The organism is Pseudomonas sp. BJP69, from assembly GCF_007633355.1.
Classification (GTDB): Bacteria; Pseudomonadota; Gammaproteobacteria; order Pseudomonadales; family Pseudomonadaceae; genus Aquipseudomonas; species Aquipseudomonas juntendi.
Genome location: NZ_CP041933.1, coordinates 4,943,271 through 4,961,410 on the forward strand (window position 1 = coordinate 4,943,271; position 18,140 = coordinate 4,961,410).

The following is an 18,140-nucleotide window of genomic DNA, read 5'->3' on the forward strand; positions in this document are numbered from 1 at the left end:
AGCGAACCTGTGGGAGCGGGCGTGCCCGCGAAGGGGCCGGTACAGGCTTAAGATCAGCGCTTGGCCTGGCGCTGACGCACGGCCTCAAACAGGCACACGCCCGTGGCGACCGATACGTTAAGGCTGCTGACGCTGCCGCTCATCGGCAACTTCACCAGGAAGTCGCAATGTTCGCGGGTGAGGCGGCGCATGCCCTTGCCTTCAGCACCCATGATCATCACCAGCGGCCCGGTCAGGTCTTGCTGGTAGATCTCCTGCTCGGCCTCACCCGCGGTGCCGACCACCCACAGGCCACGTTGCTGCAATTTCTCCAGCGTACGCGCCAGGTTGGTGACAGCCACCAGCGGAATGACCTCGGCAGCGCCGCAGGCCACCTTGCGCACCACCGGGGTCAGGGTGGCCGACTTGTCCTTGGGCACGATCACTGCCGTGGCGCCGGCCGCATCGGCAGTACGCAGGCAGGCGCCGAGGTTGTGCGGGTCGGTCACACCGTCCAGCACCAGGATCAGCGGCGGGGTTTCCGTGCGCTCGAGTAACTCTTCGAGCATCAGTTCGCCCCACACCTGGCTGGGGCTGACCTCGGCGACAACGCCCTGGTGCACCCCCTCGACCCAAGCATCCATTTCGCGGCGCTCGGCCTGGCCAACCGCCACGCGGTTTTCCGCGGCCAGTGCCAACAGCGCCTGCAGGCGTGGCTCGCTGCGCCCTTCCGACAGCCAGATCTGCTTGACCCGCTTCGGATGGTGCTGCAGCAATGCCTGCACGGCGTGCACGCCGTAGATCTTTTCCAGCTGACTCATGACTTGCTCTTGCTCTTGCGTGGCGCACCGGACTTCGGTGGGCCTTTACGGTGCTTGGTCGGTTTGCCAGTGGCCTTGCCACCTTTGTCCGACTTGCTGCTGGCGTGGCCGCCCGTGCGCGCCTCGCTCATCAGCGCCTTTTTCATCTCGCGGCTCTTGCGCACTTCGGCATTACGCTGCACGGCGTCTTTCGGGAAGTAGGCTTCGGCGGCTTCGCTTTTACGGCTGCGCGGCTTGGGCGTGGCCTTCGCCTCGCTCAGCGGCGGCTGCTCGGCCTGGTCAGCTGCTGGCGCGGCGCCGCGCTGCTTGCGACCGATAGGTGCCGCCAGGGTCGACTGGGCCACTTCGAAGTCGATCTTGCGCTCGTCCAGGTCTACCCGCATGACCTTCACTTCGATGGTGTCGCCCAGGCGGAAACTGCGCCCGGTGCGCTCGCCGGACAGGCGATGGTGCACCGGGTCGAAGTGGTAGTAGTCGCCCGGCAGCGCACTGACGTGCACCAGGCCTTCCACGTAGATGTCGGTCAACTCGACGAACAGGCCGAAGCCGGTCACGGCGGTGATCACACCCGGGAAGGTCTCGCCCACGCGGTCTTTCATGAACTCGCACTTGAGCCAGTTGACCACGTCGCGGGTGGCTTCGTCGGCCCGGCGCTCGGTCATCGAGCACTGCTCACCCAGTTGCTCGAGGGTGTTCTCGTCGTACGGGTAGATGCGCGCCTTGGGAATGCTCATGGCACCAGCTCGCTTGACGTGCGGGGTGTCGACCTTGGAGCGGATGATGCTGCGAATGGCGCGGTGCACCAGCAGGTCCGGGTAACGGCGGATCGGCGAGGTGAAGTGGGTGTAAGCCTCGTAGTTGAGGCCGAAGTGGCCATTGTTCTCGGTGCTGTACACGGCCTGGCTCAGCGAGCGCAGCATCACCGTCTGGATCAGGTGGAAGTCCGGGCGCCCGGCGATGCTCGCCAGCAGGGCCTGGTAATCCTTCGGCGACGGGTCCTTGCCTTTGTGCAGGCTGAGGCCCAGCTCGCCAAGGAAGGCGCGCAGTTTTTCCAGGCGCTCCGGCGGCGGGCCGTCGTGCACACGGTACAGGGCTGGCACGCCGTGCTTCTGCAGGAACTCGGCAGTGGCCACGTTGGCAGCCAGCATGCACTCTTCGATCAGCTTGTGGGCATCGTTGCGCACGGTCGGGCGGATTTCCGCGATCTTGCGCTCGTCACCGAAGATGATGCGGGTTTCCTGGGTCTCGAAGTCGATGGCGCCACGGGTGTGACGCGCCTCCACCAGCACCTTGTACAGGTTGTACAGGTTCTTCAGGTCTGGCACGACCGCCTTGTACTCTTCGCGCAGCGCCTTGCCTTCACGGGTGCGCGAGTGCTCGAGCATGCTGCTGACCTTGTTGTAGGTCAGGCGGGCGTGGGAGTGGATAACGCCTTCGTAGAACTGATAGTCGACCATCTGGCCGGCCTTGTTCATGGTCATTTCGCAGACCATGGCCAGGCGATCGACGTGCGGGTTCAGCGAGCACAGGCCGTTGGACAGCTCCTCGGGGAGCATCGGCACCACGCGCTCGGGGAAGTACACCGAGTTGCCGCGCTGCTGCGCTTCTACGTCCAGGGCCGAACCCAGGCGTACATAGCTGGACACGTCGGCAATGGCCACATACAGGCGCCAGCCACCGGAGAACAGGCGCAGCTTGCCCAGCGGCTCGCAATACACGGCGTCGTCGAAGTCGCGGGCGTCTTCACCGTCGATGGTGACGAACGGCAGGTGACGCAGGTCGATGCGCTTCTCTTTGTCCTTGTCTTCGACTTCAGAGCGGAACTTGCGCGCTTCCTTGATCACGTCCTTGGGCCACACATGGGGGATATCGTAGCTGCGCAGGGCAACGTCGATTTCCATGCCGGGGGCCATGTAGTTGCCAATGACCTCCACCACGTCGCCTTGCGGCTGGAAGCGCGGGGTTGGCCAATGGGTGATCTTGATCTCGACGAACTGGCCGATCTTGGCACCACCGTTGCGCCCCGCAGTCACCAGCACTTCTTGCTGGATCTTGGGGTTGTCGGGGGTCACATAGCCGATGCCGCCTTCTTCGAAGTAGCGGCCGACCACGCTTTCGTGGGCGCGGGAGATGACCTCGACCAGCACGCCTTCGCGACGGCCGCGGCGGTCCACGCCGGACACGCGCGCCAGGCCGCGGTCACCGTCGAACACCAGGCGCATCTGCGACGGGCTGAGGAACAGGTCTTCGCTGCCGTCATCTGGAATAAGGAAACCGAAGCCGTCGCGGTGGCCAGAGACGCGGCCGCAGATCAGGTCCAGCTTGTCTACCGGGGCATAAGTGCCGCGCCGGGTATAGATAAGCTGGCCATCGCGCTCCATGGCACGTAGACGGCGGCGCAAGGCTTCGATCTGGTCTTCTTCATACAGACCAAATTCTTTCGCCAGGTCCTCGCGTGCGGCGGGCTCGCCACGGTCGGCAAGGCGTTGCAGGATCAGCTCACGGCTGGGAATGGGGTTATCGTATTTTTCCGCTTCGCGAGCGGCCTCGGGATCGAGGGATTGCCAATCGGCCATCAGAAGGGGTTCACCTTGGGGTATATAGATAGGAATTCTGGCATAGGCGTATTGAAACCGGAAATGTCGGCCTTGGACAGCCCCCGCTGCAGTGCGTAAACAGCAGGAATAGGCCAGTGGAATCAACAAGTTGAAATTTTTGAATTTTTTTTTGCCAAGGGGGTTTACAGCCCCCCAAGCCGTCCGTATAGTGCGCACCACAACGACGGACTAGCCCGAAGTTGTAATAGAGATTAGCGGCGCTGTAAAGCACCAAATAATCTCGAATGTGTGCCCAGGTGGCGGAATTGGTAGACGCGCTGGTTTCAGGTATCAGTGACCGCAAGGTCGTGGAAGTTCGAGTCTTCTCCTGGGCACCAAGTATTTCAAGTAACAGATGACCAAGGATCTGTTACTACTGTGTGAAAGCGAACGATTTTCGCCTTCTCCAGATGATGTAAAGCTTTGCCCAGGTGGCGGAATTGGTAGACGCGCTGGTTTCAGGTATCAGTGACTTAACGGTCGTGGAAGTTCGAGTCTTCTCCTGGGCACCATACAAAAACCCACTAGCTTGCTAGTGGGTTTTTTCTTGCCTGCGATTTTTGTACCCTCCCCCACCCCTTGCACCATGGTCTGACGATGAATTTATCGTCACCCGGCCACATGAGAAACGATTTCGTTTACCATTGTTTCCAAATATGTTGCCGTAAGCGAGGAAGTACCCGCATGACGATCCGCCCGCAACCGCTGATGCGTACCTTGGCCGCCGCCGTGCTGAGCCTGGTCATCGGCGCTCCGGCCGCCATGGCTGACGCACCGGTCACCCTGACCATGTACAACGGTCAGCACAAGGAAATCGGCGAAGCCATCGCCAAGGCCTACGAGGCCAAGACCGGTATCCACATCAATATCCGTAAAGGCAGCAGCAACCAGCTGGCCAGCCAGATCATCGAGGAAGGCGATCGCTCGCCGGCCGACATCATCTACACCGAAGAATCGCCACCGCTGAACAACCTGGGCGAGCTGGGCCTGCTGGCGAAGATCGACGACGCCACGCTGAACATGCTGCCCAAGGAATATGTGGCTGCCAACGGCACCTGGATGGGCGTTACCGCGCGCACCCGCGTGGTGGTCTACAACCCGAAGAAGATCGACGAGAAAGACCTGCCGACCACCGTCATGGACTTCGCCAACCCTGACTGGGAAGGGCGCGTAGGCTATGTACCGACCAGCGGTGCGTTCCAGGAGCAGGCCGTTGCCATCCTGAAGATGCACGGGCGTGAAGCCACCGAAGAATGGCTGACCGGCCTGAAGGCCTTCGGCAAGACCTACACCAACAACATGGTCGCGCTGAAGGCCGTGGAAAAAGGCGAAGTGGCTGCCGTACTGGTGAACAACTATTACTGGTACGCCCTGGAGCGTGAGCGCGGCAAGCTCGATTCGAAACTGTACTACCTGGCCGACGGCGACGCCGGCAATCTGGTGACCATCTCGGGCGCCGCGGCCGTGAAGGCCAGCAAGCACCCGAAAGAGGCCCAGGCCCTGCTCAACTGGATGGCCAGCGAAGAGGGCCAGCGCGTGATCACCCAGACCACCGCGGAGTACCCATTGCACAAAGGCATGGTTTCGGACCGCGGCCTGAAACCGTTCGATGAACTGCGCCCGCCGAAGATTTCGCCAGCTGACCTGGGTAATGCCGAAGAAGCCATCGAGCTGGAACGCGAGGTCGGCCTGCTCTGATGACCGCCGCCCTGTCCACCCCGCTGCCGGTACGCTTCGTACCGCGCCGCAAGCGCCCTTCGATCTGGGTCGTGCTGCCTGTGCTGTTTCTGGTGGCGATGAGCTTGCTGCCTTTGGCCTATGTGGCGATCAAAGCCTGGGAAGCCGGCTGGCACGAAGCCCTGTACCTGCTGTGGCGGCCCTTTGTCTGGGGGCTGATGCGCAATACCCTGCTGCTGATGGTCGGTGTAACGCTGACCTGCATGGTGGTCGGCCTGGCGCTGGCCTGGCTGCTGGAGCGCAGCAACCTAGCCGGTCGCCGGCTGTGGGGGGTGGTGCTGTGCCTGCCGTTTGCCGTACCGTCGTTCGTCAGCAGCTTCACCTGGGTATCGCTGAGCTCGGACTTCGAAGGGTTGGGCGGGGCGATCATGGTCATGGCCCTGTCCAAGTACCCGCTGGTGTTCCTGCCGGTGGCCGCGACCCTGCGCAATCTCGACACCTCCCTGGAGGAGTCGGCGCGCACCCTGGGTTGTAGCCGCTGGGGCGTATTCACCAAGGTGACCCTGCCCCTGCTGTGGCCATCGATGCTTGGCGGTGCCCTGCTGATTGCCCTGCACATGCTGGTGGAGTTCGGTGCGCTGTCGATTCTCGGCCTGCAAACCTTCACCACGGCGATTTACCAGCAGTTCGAACTGGAGTTCAGCAACGCAAACGCGGCCATGTTGTCTGCCGTCCTGTTGGCGATGTGCCTGGTGATGCTGTGGCTGGAGCTGCGCGTGCGCGGCAAGGCCCGCCATGTACGCATCGGCCAGGGCGTGGCACGCCGTGCACAACCGGTGCGGCTGCGTGGTTGGGCGGTGCCGGCGCAGCTGTTCTGCCTGGGCCTGGCAGTGCTGGGCAGCGGCATTCCCCTGGCGATGCTCGGCTACTGGCTTGGCGTAGGTTCGTCAGCGGCATTCCCGGTGTCGGCCATTTCCAAGGCGCTGTTCACCTCACTGTCGGTGTCACTTGGCGGTGCCGGCTTCTGCGTGCTGTTGGCGCTGCCGATCAGCTTCCTGGTGGTGCGCTACAAAGGCCGCCTGGCGATCTGGGCCGAGCGCCTGCCGTACCTGCTGCACGCCCTGCCCGGCCTGGTGATCGCCCTGACCCTGGTGTTCTTCGCCTTGCACTATGTGCCGGCGCTGTACCAGACCACGGCGCTGTTGCTGCTGGCCTATGCACTGCTGTTCCTGCCGTTGGCGCAATCGCCGGTGCGCACCGCGCTGAACAAGGCTTCGCCAACGCTGGAAGAAGCTGCGCGTACGCTGGGTGCGAGCAGTTTTGCCGCGTTCTGCCGGGTGACCCTGCCGATTATCTTCCCGGCAATGGCGGCAGCGTTTGCCCTGGTGTTCCTGGATGCCATGAAAGAGCTTACGGCAACGCTGCTGCTCAGCCCGACCGGCATGACCACCCTGGCGACCGAGGTGTGGGCGCATACGGCAAACGTCGAGTTCGCGGCGGCGGCGCCTTATGCGGCATTGCTGATTGTGGTGTCGGGGTTGCCGGTGTATTTGCTGACTACGCGGATGTATCTGAACAAGGCTTGAAAGCTTGCCCAGGCTGCCATGTGGCCTGGGCACAAGCCTGAGTACTTGAGACTCCATCATAAGTTCACTTTAAAACTCCCACCAGCCAGTTGAAAGCAAAGAACAAGGTCGTCGACACTACAAGCCCCATCCAAGACGGCAACAAAACTCTTTTAATAGGCCTCGGAAAATTCTCGAGATCTGAAACATCTGCCACACCTTTTCGAACAAACAACCCTGGAATCATCAGCATATTTGCCGCCAGGCAAGTACGCATTAATCTCCCAACAAGACCAGCCGCTGAAAAGTTTTCCCTGTTACTCTGAATATACTTGCATTTCGCTAAAGCTTTTTCGATAGCCTCTATAGATCGACAAGCTAAGTAAACCATCACACACACGCTGATTGCCATACAAGCGAGCAGGATAGACGCGATTATCGTCAAAGCTTCGGCACTCATTCTCGCACTCTCTCATAAATTAACTCCCCCAAACCGCCAGCCCACTCTCCACCGTAGTCCCCTCCATATTTACCTCCCACCGCCGCACCAATAACGACGCATGTGATCCCTCCAAATCCCGCCGAAGGAATTCCAATCGCTACACACAAAGAGCTTAGCAGCGCACCTCCCACTACCCCACCACCGGCGCTACCAGAAATCCTACCGGCCAAGGCGCTGGTCTCGATATATCTGGCTTTTCTGCAATCTTCCTCTCGACCTAAAGTGCAAGCCTTGTGGATGGCGAGGCCTGTAGAAGCCACTTCCAATGCCGTGCCAAGATAAGTCCCTTTTTTTATCAAGTTCGCCGCACTCGCAACACCGGTCACTTTATCTGCATACCTAGCAATTTCCCCTGTATGCAGATAGCTTTTGGTGGATATTTCCAGCATCCTCTTGATCGATCCTTTACGCAAACCTGATCCGAATGCGGCCATTTTGTCGAGTTTGCCCTCCAGCGTCAGGAACAAGGCCGCTCGCTTTGCATAAAACTCATCACGCGCCCTGAGCGATCCTTCGCCCAAGGATGCTCTATGCAGTTCGTCAATTTCCTCTAGCGTCTTCTTGATGGACTCCAGATGTCTGCTCCACCCATCAGTAGCAACTCCCACCCCAGTAGAAACATGCCCAATCAATGTCTGCAACATTTCATAGTTATCTAGGAAGAAGTCATCTACCCCAGCGCCATTAACCTCAAGCTGATGGTGAAGCCCAAACGCCTTCGCCATCAAGAATGCTTCATGACCCGTACACATAGGCGTGCTGGGATCACCAACAATCACAAGCTCCCCGCCGACAACCACACCATTGGCGATATGTGCATTCAGCACATCAAACTTGGCCCGCTGATTGGCCGACATGGGCGTGCCGGCCTTCAGCGACTCATACGATTGCGCCTGAGGATTGATAAAGCTGCGTGCCTCGGACATGGTCGCACCTCACGCGTACTTCTTGTTGGCGATGCGGTCCCAGCCGCCGGTCACGCTGCCGCCCGCGCTGCCGTCGCGGCGTTTCTGCCGCGTATAGGTGGTCTTGATGCGGCCGTAGTTCAATTGAATCACTTCTATCGGCACCCCGGCGCTGGCGCTCTGGCGTAATCGGCGATGATCACTTCTTCGAGAACGACTTCGTAGTACTTGAGCTTTTCGGTACCGGCACGGCACACCACTAGCTTCACTTCCTTCAGGTGCTGCCCGGCACACCTAGCCTCCAGTAGCTTGCAGCTAGCACTGTCCAGGTATTTGGTGAAGGTAAAGTTGGTGAGTGTGGTGCGGCCTGATGATGCGCCACCCGCTGTGCTTGCGGTGGCAGAGGTGCTCTGATTGGCACCGAACTTGTAGCCGATGATCTCGATCCAGTTGGCGTATTGTTCGTCCAGTGCTTCGCCAGTGATTTCCGCGATTTGAATATAGGCATCGAAAGCCATGCTTACCTCTCCTTGGTAAAGATTGGGCTGATAACGACGGTGTTCGGACATCGCCGCCTTGAGGATGCTCCCGAAGACTGTTGATCGTGGTATCGGGATTGCCGTTGTATTTGCTGAGTACGCGGATGTATCTGAACAAGGCTTGAAAGCTTGCCCAGGCTGCCATATGGCCTGGGCACAAGCCTGAGTATTTGAGACCTCATCACAAGTTCACTTTAAAACTCCCATCACACACACGCTGACTGCCATACAAGCGAGCAGGATAGACTCGATTATCGTCAAAGCTTCGGTACTCATTCTCGCGCTCTTGCTACAGGCCCGACTGACACTAGCGTCCAGCGCTAACCACCCAGCATCGAAGCTAACATTGCGTCACCTCCTTTGGATACGCTTGTAGCCATCCAGAAACAACAACTATGAACCAAGCCCAATTCTCACGCCATGGCTATGGGCTATTGCCAATACAGCAGCCAAGTAAAAAATAGTACGATCAGTGTAATTAGTAGAATCTGAGCAACCCATAAACGCACTAACAATTTTTTCAGATCGACTGGAGTCTTGCGGACGTCTTCGCCATCTAACATTCCTTTACGAACGCTAAAGGATCTCATTGTTAACATTGCTGAAATTGAGCCGAGGCGCATGACCCTTCCAAACAGGCCAGAGCTGCCGTACATCTCCCTATTAACGACCACCATGCGACTATTCGACAAGTATGATTCGATACGACCCAAGCATCGATGCGCAACAAAGGCCAGTACGGCGAACATCAAGAAGGGTGAAATAATCAAAAAAACACCGAGCACGGCCACCTGCTGGCTATTCATCGCACGGCCTCATAAAAAATCTCACCCAAAGTCTCGCCTCCCATTTTTCCTAGCGCCCCACCAGCCATACCACCAGCGGCACCCCCCAGCACTGCGCACGCGATAGTTGCCGTTCCTCCCGTGGGAATACCTACCGCAACACAGACCATTGGGCCAATGCTGCCCCAACATATCCAATCGCACCTCCAATCCCCCAGCTAGCGGCCAATGAACTTCGCTCGATATACTTAACTCTTCGACAATCATCCTCTCGACCGAGCATGCAAGCTTGACGAATCGATAACTCCGTTGACGCCAAATCCAGCGCCATGCCCACATACGTCCCCTTTTTAATCCAACTAGCGGCTCTCGCCACACCCGCTATCTTTTCTGAGTAACCGCTAATTTCGCCAGTATGCAGAAAACTCTTTGTAGATATACCAAGCGCCCTCTTGATCTTGCCCCTGCTTCGCAACCCTGCCCCATATGCGGCCATGCCATCCAATTGCGCCTCCAACTTCAGAAACAAAGCTGTGCGCTTCGCATAAAAATCGTTACGTTCTTTCAACGTACCGTGATTCAAATACTCTCTATGAAGATGCGCCACCCGCTGAGCTTGCGGTGGCAGAGGTGCTCTGATTGGCACCGAACTTGTAGCCGATGATTTCGATCCAGTTGGCGTACTGCTCGTCCAGTGCTTCGCCAGTGATGTCCGCGATTTGAATATAAGCATCGAAAGCCATGCTTACCTCTCCTTGGTAAAAATTGGGCTGATAACGACGATGTTCCGACATCGCCGTCCTGAGGTTGTTCCTGAAGAAAGCGGCGAAGTTTGCCGAGTGCCTTCAGGCAAGATCGACACTAGCTCCCTGCGTCTAGCCCTGCAACAGCAAACATTCTAACGAGACCTATTCGGGAAATATCCTACAATTTTGAGGAAGATGCAGACTTGATCACGTAAATGAATGTTTCACCTTCATATTCAGCGCTGTCTACAAATTCGCCAACATCCGACGCACGATCAGGCCATGTACCTGGCCAACCGGCAGTATGTACAGCCGGCCAAAGGCATTGAAACACAGCACCGACGTGGTCACTTTCAAGCGCTGCCCATTCACATCCATGCAGACCATCACCGCCAAGTGCGTATCGCGCGACGTCAGCACCAGTTGCTGGTCGCTGATGGCCTCGACAGTGAAGAAGTCCAGATGCTCGCCGTCGGCTGGCACATGCCCAGGATTCTGGGGAGTGAAGCCATGGATATCGGCGACATTGAATCGACGCGAGATGAAGTCACGAATGCGGAAGGCCTTGGCCAGCCAGGCGGGAACATCCGAGGTCATGGCGCAGTAGGCTTGCAGGGCGGTCATCGGGGCAGTGAGCTGTATGCTGGCACTGTGGAGAAAATCGAGGTCTGCCTGGGCGGCGACCAATTGGGCGGACATGAGCAACTCCCTTTGTCATGTGTCGCTGACAGCATAGCAACATGACTTGCTGTAGGAGCGGCCTTGTGTCGCGAAAGGGCCGCGAAGCGGCCCCAGCAATAGATGTGTTTACGCGAATATCCTGGGACCGCTTTGCGGTCCTTTCGCGACGCAAGGCCGCTCCCACAAGAAGAGACTGCGCAGGATTCAGGCCCGGAACTGGCCCAGGCTGGCGCGTAGCTGAGCCGCCAAGTCATCCAGCACCTTGCTGCTGGCCGTGGTCTGCATCACCACCTCAGCCGAGCGTTCGGCCTGGGCATGGATGTTCTCCACCCGCCCCCGCACCGCCTGTGCGCCATGGGCCTGTTGTTCGGCAGCGCGAGTCGCCAAACCAATGGCCGCGTGAACTTGCTCCACCGCAGCCTGCACCGACTGCTGGCGACGTTCGTTGTCGCGCAGCACCAACAGGCCTTCACTGGCCTTGAGCCCGGCCTGGCTGATAGTAGCCACGGCCTCCTTGGCGCCCTTCTGTAACGCGGCGATGTGCGACTGTATATCGCCAGTGGAGCTTTGTGTCTTGCTCGCCAGCGCCCGCACCTCATCGGCCACCACGGCAAACCCGCGCCCGGTCTCGCCTGCCCGGGCCGCCTCGATGGCGGCGTTCAAGGCCAGCAGGTTGGTCTGCTCGGCGATGCCGTGAATAACCGTCAGCACCACTTCGATCTGCTCACTCTGCTTGGCCAGGCGCTCGATCACCTGGGAGCCCGTCTCCACTTGGCCGGCCAGGTTCTCGATCAAGCTCGCCAGCTGGGTCGAGCTGCGGCTGTTCTCGTCGGTGGCCTGGCGAATATCCACCACCTGCTGCAGAGCCGCCTGCATCGCATGGCTTTCGGCCTGGGCTTCGTCAGCCATGCTCGACAGGTCGCGCAGGCTGGCTGCCACTTCATCACGCTGCAGCGCGGCAGCAGCATCGGCGCCGGCATTGCGCTGGGCCATCGCGCCTATTTCTACGCCGGTACGCTGCGCCACTTCGCCCGCCTCCCGCACGATTGGCTGCAGCTTGTCGACAAAACGGTTCACCGCCGAGGCCATGTCGCCAATTTCATCGCGGCTGTCGAGCGACACGCGCTTGGTCAGGTCGCCCTCGCCGGCCGCAAGGTCATTCAGGGCAGTTATCAACAGGCGCAACTTGCTCAGCACCCGGCGCCCCAGCACCACGGCCACGACCACGACCAGCAATACACCTAGCCCCACCACCGCCAAGCCCAGACCGATGCGCCAACGCAGCTCGGCAGCGGCATCGCGTACGGTCTGCGCGGTATTGGCCTGCATTGCCGCTGCACTGCCCTGTGCTTTCTCCAGACGTTCGCGCAGGGTGTTGCCGCTGTCGGCGGCAGCACCGTTCAGGCTGTCGCCAACCAACTGCTCACCACTGGCAATCAGCGCCGAAAAGCGCTGGTCAAGGGCCTTGAGTTCCTGGTCGATGCCTGCGGTGGAAACCCCCATGACCACTTTGCCGATTTCCGCACCATTGGGGTTGATCGGCGCTTCCACGAAGTACACCGCCGGGTCGCGCCGGGCGGCGTCGATCACCTTGTCCAGCGCGCGCTCGCCTTGGCCTTTCTCCATCAACGCCTGGTTGATCGGGTTTTGCCGGTTCAGGTAGCGGGTCAGGTGCTGCCCCTGGGCGTCGTCGTAGATCACGAACAGCACATTGGGATTGCGCTGGGCGCGGCGGGCGAAGTCGGAGAGTACCGGCACGTCGTTATCCCAGATCGCCCGCGGGGCGACCGAGGCCAGTAACTCGGCCATGTCGCTGGCCGAATCCTTGAGGTTCTTCTCCAGGGTGCTGCGCAGTTGCTGCTGCTCGCTTTGCAGGCGCGTCGCCAACCCCGCGCTGAGGCGCTGGCGAGTGCTACTGGACAGGCCGTCGAGGCCCGAACGTACATCCTGCCCGGCTTGCTCCAGCTCGCTGGCGAGTTGGCGGCTGTCATTACCCAGGCGCTCGCCAAGGTCGGCCTCAAGGGCAGTCACCGTGCTGCGGGTGAGGGCAACGGCAACCAGTACCTGCACCAAAAGCGCGATACCAAGGGCAACAAACACAGGCCGCAGAAGGCGGCTTCGTAACAGTGAGAGGATGGCAGACACGTTGTAACCCTCGTGTTTTCTGGCGCCACTATTTTGATGGCATCGTCAGATGTTTCTTACAGCAAGGGTTGTGCCGGGGGGAGCAGGGATATGCGCCAAGGTTGAGCAACGGGGTTGCCTGGGTTGGTCCTATCGCCGGCAAGCCAGCTTCCACAGAAAGCCCACAGCGCTCAAGGCAGGCATACGCCGCAAACAAAAACGCCGCAGCCCCTTTCAGGGCCACGGCGTCAGATCAGCCTGGAGGGCAGATCAGGCGAACGGATGACGCAGGACGATGGTCTCGTTGCGGTCAGGGCCGGTCGAAATGATGTCGATCGGGGCGCCGACCAACTCTTCGATGCGCTTGATGTAGTTACGTGCAGCCTGCGGCAGCTCTTCCAGGGTTTTGACGCCCAGGGTCGACTCGCTCCAGCCTGGCATCGCTTCGTACACCGGCTCCAGGCCGATGTAGCTGTCGGCATCGGAAGGTGCGTCGATGACGGCACCGTTCTCGTTCTTGTAGCCAACGCAGATGTTGATGGTTTCCAGGCCGTCGAGCACGTCCAGCTTGGTCAGGCAGATGCCCGAGATGCTGTTGACGTCGATGGCGCGACGCAGGATCACGGCGTCGAACCAGCCGCAACGGCGAGCACGGCCGGTGGTGGAGCCGAATTCGTGGCCACGCTTGGCCAGGGTTGCGCCGGTTTCGTCGAACAGCTCGGTCGGGAACGGACCGGAACCCACGCGCGTGGTGTAGGCCTTGGTGATGCCCAGGATGTAGTCCAGGTACATCGGGCCCACGCCGGAACCGGTGGAGATACCACCAGCCGTGGTATTGGAGCTGGTGACGTACGGGTAGGTACCGTGGTCGATGTCCAGCAGCGAACCCTGGGCGCCCTCGAACATGATGTCCTTGCCGGCGCGGCGCAGGTTGTGCAGCTCGGCGGTGACGTCGAGCATCATCGGCTTGAGCTGTTCAGCGTAGGCCATGCACTCGTCCAGGGTCTGCTGGAAGTCGATGGCCGGCTCTTTGTAGTAGTTCACCAGCTGGAAGTTGTGGTAATCCAGCAGCTCACCGAGCTTGGCAGCGAAACGCTCGCGGTGGAACAGGTCACCCACGCGCAGGCCGCGGCGGGCGACCTTGTCTTCATAGGCTGGGCCGATGCCGCGGCCAGTGGTGCCGATCTTGGCTTCGCCACGGGCTTTTTCACGGGCCTGGTCCAGGGCCACGTGGTACGACAGGATCAGCGGCGCTGCCGGGGAGATGCGCAGGCGCTCGCGCACCGGTACGCCCTTCTCTTCCAGCTTGGTGATTTCACGCATCAGCGCATCCGGGGCAACGACCACGCCGTTGCCGATCAGGCACTGTACGCCTTCACGCAGGATGCCGGACGGAATCAGGTGCAGAACGGTTTTTTCACCGTTGATCACCAGGGTGTGGCCCGCATTGTGGCCACCCTGGTAGCGCACTACGGCGGCAGCATGTTCGGTCAGCAGATCGACGATCTTGCCTTTGCCCTCATCACCCCACTGGGTGCCCAGGACGACGACATTCTTACCCATTACATTGGTCCTCATTCACGCAAACTTGGTTGCCGGCCTGTTGCCGACGCAGAAACTCACTGGGCCAGCGGCAGAACCTGCCAGCGCCCGTCTTGCTGAATCAATTGCCGATCACAATCCGCCTCGAGAGCAGCACTCAACGGCTGGCCAGGCAGAGCCTGAACCACACGCTGGCCCTCGCTGCGCAACTGGCAGACTTGCTGCCAGAGGGCCGCGTCGCCACTGTCGGGCATCCAGATGCCGCCAGTTGGCAATACGACCTCCGCTCGCCCCAGTGTGACCAGGGTCTTCAAATCCGTGGAGAAACCTGTGGCTGGGCGTGCCCGGCCAAAATCGGCGCCGATGTCGTCATAGCGCCCGCCCTGGGCAATGGACTGCCCCTCGCCCGGCACGAACACGGCGAACACCACACCGGTGTGGTAGTGGTAACCGCGCAGCTCACCGAGGTCGAAGTACAGCGGCAGTTCCGGGTAGCGCGACGCCAGCCGGTCCGCGATCGCCAGCAGGTCGTCCAGCGCGGCCAGCACGCTGGCCGGGGCGCGCCCCAGGCGCACGCGCGCTTCGTTCAGCACTTCACGGCCGCCGCACAGCTCGACCAGCGCACGCAACATGTTGCCCAGGTCCTTGGGCAGGTCGGCAGTCAAGGCTTGCACCTCATCGACCGACTTGCGTTGCAGCGCGTCGAACAACTGCTGCTCCACTGCTCCGGACAGGCCGGCCGCCCGGGCCAGGCCGCGGTAGATGCCGACGTGGCCAAGGTCCATGTGTACGTCCGGCACGTCAGCCAGTTGCAGCGTGGCAAGCATCAGGCTGATGACTTCGACGTCGCTGGTAGGGCTGGCATCGCCATACAACTCGGCACCCAGCTGGATCGGGCTGCGCGAGGTGGACAGTGCGCGCGGTTGGGCGTGCAGCACGCTACCGGCATAGCACAACCGGCTTGGGCCTTCACGGCGCAAGGTGTGCGCGTCGATACGGGCCACCTGCGGGGTGAAGTCGGCGCGGAAGCCCATCAGGCGGCCGGACTGCGGGTCCACCACCTTGAAGGTGCGCTGGTCCAGGTCCTGGCCGGCGCCGGTCAGCAGCGACTCCAGGTACTCGATATGCGGGGTGACGACCAGTTCGTAGCCCCAACCCTGGAACAGGTCCAACACCTGGCGGCGCGCGATCTCGATACGCGCGGCCTCAGGTGGCAGTACTTCCTCGATGCCATCTGGCAGCAGCCAGCGGTCTACCGTTGCCATTACGCCATTTCCCCTCTGGTCCGGGCGGCTTGCCAGCAGGCGAGCCGTCAGTAAAGCCGGTATCGCGCACAGCAGCGGGCAGCACTGATCCCAGCGCAGCCACCGTACCCGATACCCTCGAATTGCCTTGCGAGCTGAGCAAACCGTCAACCGGCGCTGTGCCAATCAACCTTGCAGACGCAAAAAAGCCGGGAAATTTCCCGGCTGCCTCATGATACACCCCTTTTCATTCAGGATGCACCCCGCCTGGTGTTTTAGCTGCCAGGCGGAGCGCTGCCGCATGAAAATCAGGGCCTGAGCATTACGGCTTGCTCTTGTCCAGGAAGCGGAAGAACTCGTTCTTCGGATCCAGGACCAGCACGTCGCTCTTGCTCGAGAAGCTTTCGCGGTACGCCTGCAGGCTACGGTAGAACGCATAGAAGTCCGCGTCCTGGGTGTAGGCCTTGGCATAGATGGCGGCCGCCTGGGCGTCGCCGTCACCGCGGGTTTCTTCCGCTTCGCGGTACGCTTCGGCCAGCAGCACACGGCGCTGGCGGTCGGCGTCGGCACGAATACCTTCGGCCAGCTCGTTACCCTTGGCGCGGTGCTCGCGGGCTTCACGCTCACGCTCGGTACTCATGCGGTCGAACACGCTGCGGTTGACTTCCTTCGGCAGGTCGATGGCCTTGACGCGCACATCGATCACCTCGATGCCCAGCTCCTTGTTGGCCATGCGGTTCAGCGATGCGGTGATGTCAGCCATCAGCGCGTCGCGTTCACCGGAAACCACCTCGTGCAGGGTACGTTTACCGAACTGGTCACGCAGGCCGCTTTCCAGGCGACGCGAAAGCCGCTCGTCGGCGATCTGCTTCATGCCCGACGTGGCGGTATAGAAGCGCTCGGCGTCCTTGACGCGCCACTTGGCGTAGGCGTCGACCATCACCGCTTTCTTCTCCAGGGTCAGGAACCGCTGGGTCGGGGCGTCGAGGGTCATGAGGCGGGCGTCGAACTTGCGTACCTGGTTCACGTACGGGATCTTCACGTGCAGGCCTGGCTGAACATCAGCCTGGACCACCTTACCGAAGCGCAGCAGCACTGCACGCTCGGTCTGGGACACGATGTAGAAGCTGTTCCAGGCCACGATGGCCAGGACCACGGCGGCGATCAGGGCGATCAGCGATCTGTTGCTCATCAGCGGCTCTCCCTAGTGCGCAGCGGCTGCTGTTGCTGTTGCATGTCCTGCGCCGCACGCGCGGCCGCATCGTTGGCCGATGGCGATACGCTGGTGGTTGGCGCGGACGCGTTGCGGCTGCCTTCGACCATTTTGTCCAGCGGCAGGTAGAGCAGGTTGTTCTGCCCATCCTTGGTTGCCACCATGACCTTGCTCGAATTGCTGTAGACCTCTTGCATGGTCTCCAGGTACAGACGCTGGCGGGTCACGTCAGGTGCCTTGCGGTACTCGCCGAGCAACTTGCTGAAGCGATCGGCCTCACCCTTGGCGCGGGCGATGACTTCGTCGCGGTAGCCGTTGGCGTCTTCGATGATGCGCTGCGCCTGACCACGGGCTTCCGGCACCACGCCATTGGCATAGGACTCGGCCTGGTTGCGGGCGCGCTGCTCGTCTTCACGGGCACGGATCACGTCATCGAAGGCTTCCTGCACTTCACGCGGGGCTGCCGCGCTCTGTACGTTGACCTGGGTAACGGTGATACCCGTGCGGTAGTTGTCGAGGAAGCGCTGCAGGCGCTCGCGGATATCCACGGCCATCTGCTCACGGCCTTCAGTCAGTACCTGGTCCATCGAGGTGGAACCCACCACGTGGCGCAAGGCACTGTCGGTGGCGTGCTGCAAGCTCACCTCAGGCTGGTCGACGTTGAGCACGAAGTCCTGCAGGTTGCTGATCTTGTACTGCACGGTCAGCGGCACCTCGACGATGTTCTCGTCTTCGGTCAGCATCTGGCCCTGCTTGGTGTAGGCACGCTCACGCGTGACGTTCTCCATGTACTTGCGATCAATTGGCGGGAAGTAGATGTTCAGGCCGGGACCGACCGTTTCATAGTACTTGCCGAAGCGCAGCACCACGGCCTGCTCCTGCTCGTCGACCACATACACGGCGTTGTACAGCCAGATGGCAGCCAGCACCGCCAGGCCGATGCCCAGCAGACCGAAGCCACCGCCCTTGCCGATGTTGCGGTCACCGCCGCCACGTTTCTTCTTGCCGCCGAACATGCCATTGAGGCTGTCCTGCAGTTTGCGGAAGGCCTCGTCCAGATCCGGCGGACCTTTCTTGTCACCACCGCCGCCACCGCCACCACGGCGGCCGCCCCAGGGATCCTGATTGTTCGAGTTGCCACCCGGCTCGTTCCAAGCCATAGCGCTCTCCATCTGATAAAGCAAAGACGCGCCCACGGCGCGCCGTCCAATGCTACAGAA

General features: G+C 60.7%; 13 protein-coding genes, 2 tRNA genes and 2 pseudogenes. 4 read left to right on the forward strand and 13 right to left on the reverse strand.

What is annotated here, in order from left to right; translation table 11 throughout:
* Nucleotides 1–53: 53 nt before the first annotated feature.
* On the reverse strand, nt 54–800 hold the full coding sequence (gene rlmB / locus FPB55_RS23150; protein ID WP_029887883.1) for a 23S rRNA (guanosine(2251)-2'-O)-methyltransferase RlmB: 747 nt from the start codon (nt 798–800) through the stop codon (nt 54–56).
* Nucleotides 797–3,376, reverse strand: a complete 2,580-nt coding sequence (gene rnr, locus FPB55_RS23155) for a ribonuclease R (protein ID WP_144189408.1) — start codon at nt 3,374–3,376, stop codon at nt 797–799. Before rnr ends, rlmB begins: the two co-directional genes overlap by 4 nt.
* 272 nt (nt 3,377–3,648) lie before the next feature.
* Here rnr and FPB55_RS23160 point away from each other — a divergent pair.
* The 4 genes from FPB55_RS23160 (at nt 3,649) to FPB55_RS23175 (ending at nt 6,660) form a co-directional block, all read left to right on the forward strand.
* Nucleotides 3,649–3,735 (forward strand) — tRNA-Leu (locus tag FPB55_RS23160).
* 87 nt (nt 3,736–3,822) lie between these two features.
* A tRNA-Leu gene (locus FPB55_RS23165) sits at nt 3,823–3,909 on the forward strand.
* 172 nt (nt 3,910–4,081) lie between these two features.
* Nucleotides 4,082–5,095: an extracellular solute-binding protein gene (locus FPB55_RS23170; protein ID WP_009681291.1), complete on the forward strand. Its 1,014-nt coding sequence runs from the start codon at nt 4,082–4,084 to the stop codon at nt 5,093–5,095.
* Nucleotides 5,095–6,660, forward strand: coding sequence for an iron ABC transporter permease (locus FPB55_RS23175; RefSeq protein WP_029885896.1), 1,566 nt, complete (start codon nt 5,095–5,097; stop codon nt 6,658–6,660). The genes FPB55_RS23170 and FPB55_RS23175 overlap by 1 nt, the downstream gene beginning before the upstream one ends.
* A gap of 64 nt (nt 6,661–6,724) precedes the next feature.
* Here FPB55_RS23175 and FPB55_RS23180 read toward each other — a convergent pair whose 3' ends face one another.
* From FPB55_RS23180 to hflK, 11 genes and pseudogenes are all read right to left on the reverse strand, one after another.
* A complete protein-coding gene (locus FPB55_RS23180; protein WP_144189410.1) occupies nt 6,725–7,099 on the reverse strand; it encodes a hypothetical protein in 375 nt (124 codons plus the stop codon).
* Entirely contained in the window at nt 7,096–8,067 is a 972-nt protein-coding gene (locus tag FPB55_RS23185) for a hypothetical protein (RefSeq protein WP_144189412.1), read from the reverse strand. The genes FPB55_RS23180 and FPB55_RS23185 overlap by 4 nt, the downstream gene beginning before the upstream one ends.
* Before the next feature lie 9 nt (nt 8,068–8,076).
* Nucleotides 8,077–8,564 (reverse strand): annotated as a pseudogene (locus tag FPB55_RS23190) (type VI secretion system tube protein Hcp).
* Nucleotides 8,565–9,016: 452 nt separating this feature from the next.
* A complete protein-coding gene (locus tag FPB55_RS23195; protein WP_009681296.1) occupies nt 9,017–9,391 on the reverse strand; it encodes a hypothetical protein in 375 nt (124 codons plus the stop codon).
* Between the two features lie 572 nt (nt 9,392–9,963).
* Nucleotides 9,964–10,113, reverse strand: a pseudogene (locus FPB55_RS23205) (type VI secretion system tube protein Hcp); the annotation flags it as partial.
* A 249-nt stretch (nt 10,114–10,362) separates the two neighbouring features.
* On the reverse strand, nt 10,363–10,815 hold the full coding sequence (locus FPB55_RS23210) for a DUF2867 domain-containing protein (RefSeq protein ID WP_144189414.1): 453 nt from the start codon (nt 10,813–10,815) through the stop codon (nt 10,363–10,365).
* 186 nt (nt 10,816–11,001) lie between these two features.
* Nucleotides 11,002–12,942: a methyl-accepting chemotaxis protein gene (locus FPB55_RS23215; RefSeq protein WP_144189416.1), complete on the reverse strand. Its 1,941-nt coding sequence runs from the start codon at nt 12,940–12,942 to the stop codon at nt 11,002–11,004.
* Between the two features lie 249 nt (nt 12,943–13,191).
* A complete protein-coding gene (locus tag FPB55_RS23220; protein WP_009681301.1) occupies nt 13,192–14,484 on the reverse strand; it encodes an adenylosuccinate synthase in 1,293 nt (430 codons plus the stop codon).
* 56 nt (nt 14,485–14,540) lie between these two features.
* Nucleotides 14,541–15,728 (reverse strand): ATP phosphoribosyltransferase regulatory subunit, encoded by a 1,188-nt coding sequence (locus tag FPB55_RS23225; protein ID WP_009681302.1) that lies wholly within the window; start codon nt 15,726–15,728, stop codon nt 14,541–14,543.
* Nucleotides 15,729–16,029: 301 nt separating this feature from the next.
* Complete coding sequence (hflC, locus tag FPB55_RS23230) at nt 16,030–16,899, reverse strand: protease modulator HflC (RefSeq protein ID WP_009681303.1); 870 nt, start codon at nt 16,897–16,899, stop codon at nt 16,030–16,032.
* Complete coding sequence (gene hflK, locus FPB55_RS23235) at nt 16,899–18,080, reverse strand: FtsH protease activity modulator HflK (protein WP_009681304.1); 1,182 nt, start codon at nt 18,078–18,080, stop codon at nt 16,899–16,901. Before hflK ends, hflC begins: the two co-directional genes overlap by 1 nt.
* Nucleotides 18,081–18,140: the final 60 nt, after the last annotated feature.

Coding starts and splice junctions, on each gene's coding strand:
- rlmB (WP_029887883.1), bottom strand. CDS start 800: ATGAGTCAGCTGGAAAAGATCTACGGCGTGCACGCCGTGCAGGCATTG.
- rnr (WP_144189408.1), bottom strand. CDS start 3,376: ATGGCCGATTGGCAATCCCTCGATCCCGAGGCCGCTCGCGAAGCGGAA.
- FPB55_RS23170 (WP_009681291.1), top strand. CDS start 4,082: ATGACGATCCGCCCGCAACCGCTGATGCGTACCTTGGCCGCCGCCGTG.
- FPB55_RS23175 (WP_029885896.1), top strand. CDS start 5,095: ATGACCGCCGCCCTGTCCACCCCGCTGCCGGTACGCTTCGTACCGCGC.
- FPB55_RS23180 (WP_144189410.1), bottom strand. CDS start 7,099: ATGAGTGCCGAAGCTTTGACGATAATCGCGTCTATCCTGCTCGCTTGT.
- FPB55_RS23185 (WP_144189412.1), bottom strand. CDS start 8,067: ATGTCCGAGGCACGCAGCTTTATCAATCCTCAGGCGCAATCGTATGAG.
- FPB55_RS23195 (WP_009681296.1), bottom strand. CDS start 9,391: ATGAATAGCCAGCAGGTGGCCGTGCTCGGTGTTTTTTTGATTATTTCA.
- FPB55_RS23210 (WP_144189414.1), bottom strand. CDS start 10,815: ATGTCCGCCCAATTGGTCGCCGCCCAGGCAGACCTCGATTTTCTCCAC.
- FPB55_RS23220 (WP_009681301.1), bottom strand. CDS start 14,484: ATGGGTAAGAATGTCGTCGTCCTGGGCACCCAGTGGGGTGATGAGGGC.
- FPB55_RS23225 (WP_009681302.1), bottom strand. CDS start 15,728: ATGGCAACGGTAGACCGCTGGCTGCTGCCAGATGGCATCGAGGAAGTA.
- hflC (WP_009681303.1), bottom strand. CDS start 16,899: ATGAGCAACAGATCGCTGATCGCCCTGATCGCCGCCGTGGTCCTGGCC.
- hflK (WP_009681304.1), bottom strand. CDS start 18,080: ATGGCTTGGAACGAGCCGGGTGGCAACTCGAACAATCAGGATCCCTGG.